At 71.8% G+C, this 2,708-nt stretch carries 3 protein-coding genes; all 3 read right to left on the reverse strand.

The features are described from left to right. Positions 1-51: 51 nt before the first annotated feature. Complete coding sequence (gene dapC, locus G6020_RS08860) at positions 52-1,164, reverse strand: succinyldiaminopimelate transaminase (protein ID WP_182610367.1); 1,113 nt, start codon at positions 1,162-1,164, stop codon at positions 52-54. A gap of 5 nt (positions 1,165-1,169) precedes the next feature. Next, positions 1,170-1,493, reverse strand: a complete 324-nt coding sequence (gene fdxA / locus G6020_RS08865; RefSeq protein ID WP_095718370.1) for a ferredoxin — start codon at positions 1,491-1,493, stop codon at positions 1,170-1,172. A gap of 85 nt (positions 1,494-1,578) precedes the next feature. Then, positions 1,579-2,708: 5-amino-6-(D-ribitylamino)uracil--L-tyrosine 4-hydroxyphenyl transferase CofH (gene cofH, locus G6020_RS08870; RefSeq protein WP_182610368.1), on the reverse strand; the 1,130-nt coding region annotated here is incomplete at its 5' end.

Here is a 2,708-nt window from a genome sequence, read left to right on the forward strand (position 1 = left end):
GCGGGAGGCTGGGCGACGCGGGAGGCCGGGCGGACGTAGGGTGCGACCCGCTCAGGCCAGCCGACGGACCGCCTCGGCCACGGTGGCGTCGGTCGCGGTGAGGGCGATGCGGACGTGCCGGGCCCCGGCGGAACCGTAGAACTCACCGGGGGCCACCAGGACACCGCGGGCGGCGAACCAGTCCACCGTCTCCCGGCAGGGCTCGTCGCGGGTCGCCCAGAGGTAGAGCCCGGCCTGCGAGTCGTCGACCCGGAATCCGGCGTCCTGCACGGCCGGGAGCAGGAGCTCACGTCGGGCCCGGTACCGCTCGCGTTGCTCGGCCTCGTGGGCGTCATCCCGGAGCGCCGCGGTCATGGCGTTCTGGACGGGCAGGGGCATCATCAGACCCGCGTGCTTGCGCACCGCCAGCAGCTCCGCCACGAGGGACGGGGCGCCCGCCACGAACCCCGCACGATACGAGGCCAGGTTCGACGTCTTGGACAGCGAGTGCAGGGCCAGGAGCCCGGTGTGGTCGCCGTCGCAGACACGCGGGTCGAGGACCGAGGGCGCCTCACCCTCCCAGACCAGCCCGAGGTAGCACTCGTCCGAGGCCACGATCACCCCGCGGTCGCGGGCCCAACCGACGACCTTGCGCAGGTGGTCCACGCCGAGCACCCGGCCGCTGGGGTTCGACGGCGAGTTGAGGTAGAGCAGGGTGGGCGACGACGGGCCGAGTTGCGTCAGGGAGTCGGCGCGCACGACCGTCGCACCCGCGAGCAGGGCCCCCACCTCATAGGTCGGGTAGGCCACCTCCGGCACGACGACCGTGTGGCCCGGGCCGAGTCCGAGCTGTGCGGGCAGACCCGCGATCAACTCCTTGGTACCGATCGCGGGCAGGATCGCCCCGGGATCCAGGCCGGTGACCCCGTAGCGCCGGTGGAGAGCGTCGGCGGCCGCGAGCCGGAGCTCCGCGGTCCCGATGGTGGTCGGGTAACCCGGTTCCGCGGATCCGGCGGCGAGTGCCTCACGGATCACCGGGGCGACCGGGTCGACGGGGGTGCCCACGGTGAGATCGACCAGGCCGTCGGGATGCGCGGTGGCCACTGACCTCGCCTCGGCGAGGGTGTCCCACGGGAACACGGGTAGCGCGCGCCCGGGCGGACGACGCTCCGGGCGCGACACCACCGGGGTCACTCCTGGTTCATGGGGGGCAGCGCCTTGATGAACGGGTGGTCGTAGTCGACCTTGCCCACCTTGGCGGCGCCGCCCGGCGATCCCAACTCGACGAAGAAGTCGACGTTGGCGGTGTTGTACTCGGACCACTCCTCCGGGGTGTCATCCTCGTAGAAGATGGCCTCCACCGGGCAGACGGGCTCACACGCGCCGCAGTCGACACACTCGTCGGGGTGGATGTACAGCATCCGTCCACCCTCGTAGATGCAGTCGACAGGACACTCCTCGACGCAGGACTTGTCCATCACGTCGACGCACGGCTCTGCGATCGTGTAGGTCACGTCAGCCACCTTCCTCGTAGCGGTATGGCCTGCATCGTATGTCACACCCCGCGTCCGCGACGACGCCGCCCCGAAGCCGGTCGCGCTATGTGACGACGGTCACGGGGATCTGGGTGGGGGCCGGTCCGTAGACGGTGTCCCGACGCCGGGCGGGCCGACCGATCCCGGTGGCGATCTCCGCGATCTCCTCCGGGGTCTTGGCGGACCCGTTCTCGGCCCCGGCCATCCGGGAGATCGTCTCCTCCATCAGCGTGCCGCCCAGGTCGTTCGCCCCCGCGCGGAGCATGGTGCGCGTCCCCGCGACCCCGAGCTTGACCCAGCTGGTCTGCACGTTGTGGATCGATCCGTGCAGCATGATCCGTGCCAGGGCGTGGACGGCGACGTTCTCCTCCCGCGTCGGGCCCGGCCGGGACGCGCCCGCCAGGTACAGCGGGGCACTGCGGTGCACGAAGGGCAGGGGGACGAACTCGGTGAACCCGCCGGTCCGGTCCTGGATCCCCCGCAGGGTGCGCAGGTGCGCCACCCAGTGCCTCGGCGTGTCCACGTGGCCGTACATCATGGTGGAGCTCGAGCGCAGGCCCACCTCGTGGGCGGTGGTGACGATGTCGATCCACTCGGAGGCCGGGAGTTTGCCCTTGGTCAGGACCCAGCGGACCTCGTCGTCGAGGATCTCCGCCGCGGTACCGGGGATGGTGTCCAGACCGGCCGCCCGCAGCTCGGTGAGCCACTCCCTGACCCCCACCCCGGACCGGGCCGCCCCGTTCGAGATCTCCATCGGGCTGAACGCGTGGACGTGCATGGACGGCACCCGCTCCTTGACCGCGCGGACGAGGTCGGCGTAACCGGAGACCGGCAGGTCCGGGTCGATCCCGCCCTGCATGCAGACCTCGGACGCCCCGGAGACGTACGCCTCGTACGCGCGGTCGGCCACCTCGGCGGCCGAGAGCGAGAACGCGTCCGCGTCCCCCTTGCGCTGGGCGAAGGCGCAGAACCGGCACCCCGTGTAGCAGATGTTGGAGAAGTTGATGTTCCGGTTGACCACGTAGGTCACCGTCTCCCCCACCACGTCCGCGCGGATCCGGTCGGCGAGTCCGGCCACGGCGGCCAGCCCGTCCCCCGTGGCCGTGGCCAGGGCGAGGTACTGGTCGTCCTTGAGGCCGGCCGGGTCCGACTCCGCGGCCCGCAGCGCTGCGAGCACCTCGGAGTCCGCCCGCT

This window comes from Dietzia sp. B19 (assembly GCF_014145155.1).
GTDB lineage: Bacteria > Actinomycetota > Actinomycetes > Mycobacteriales > Mycobacteriaceae > Dietzia > Dietzia natronolimnaea.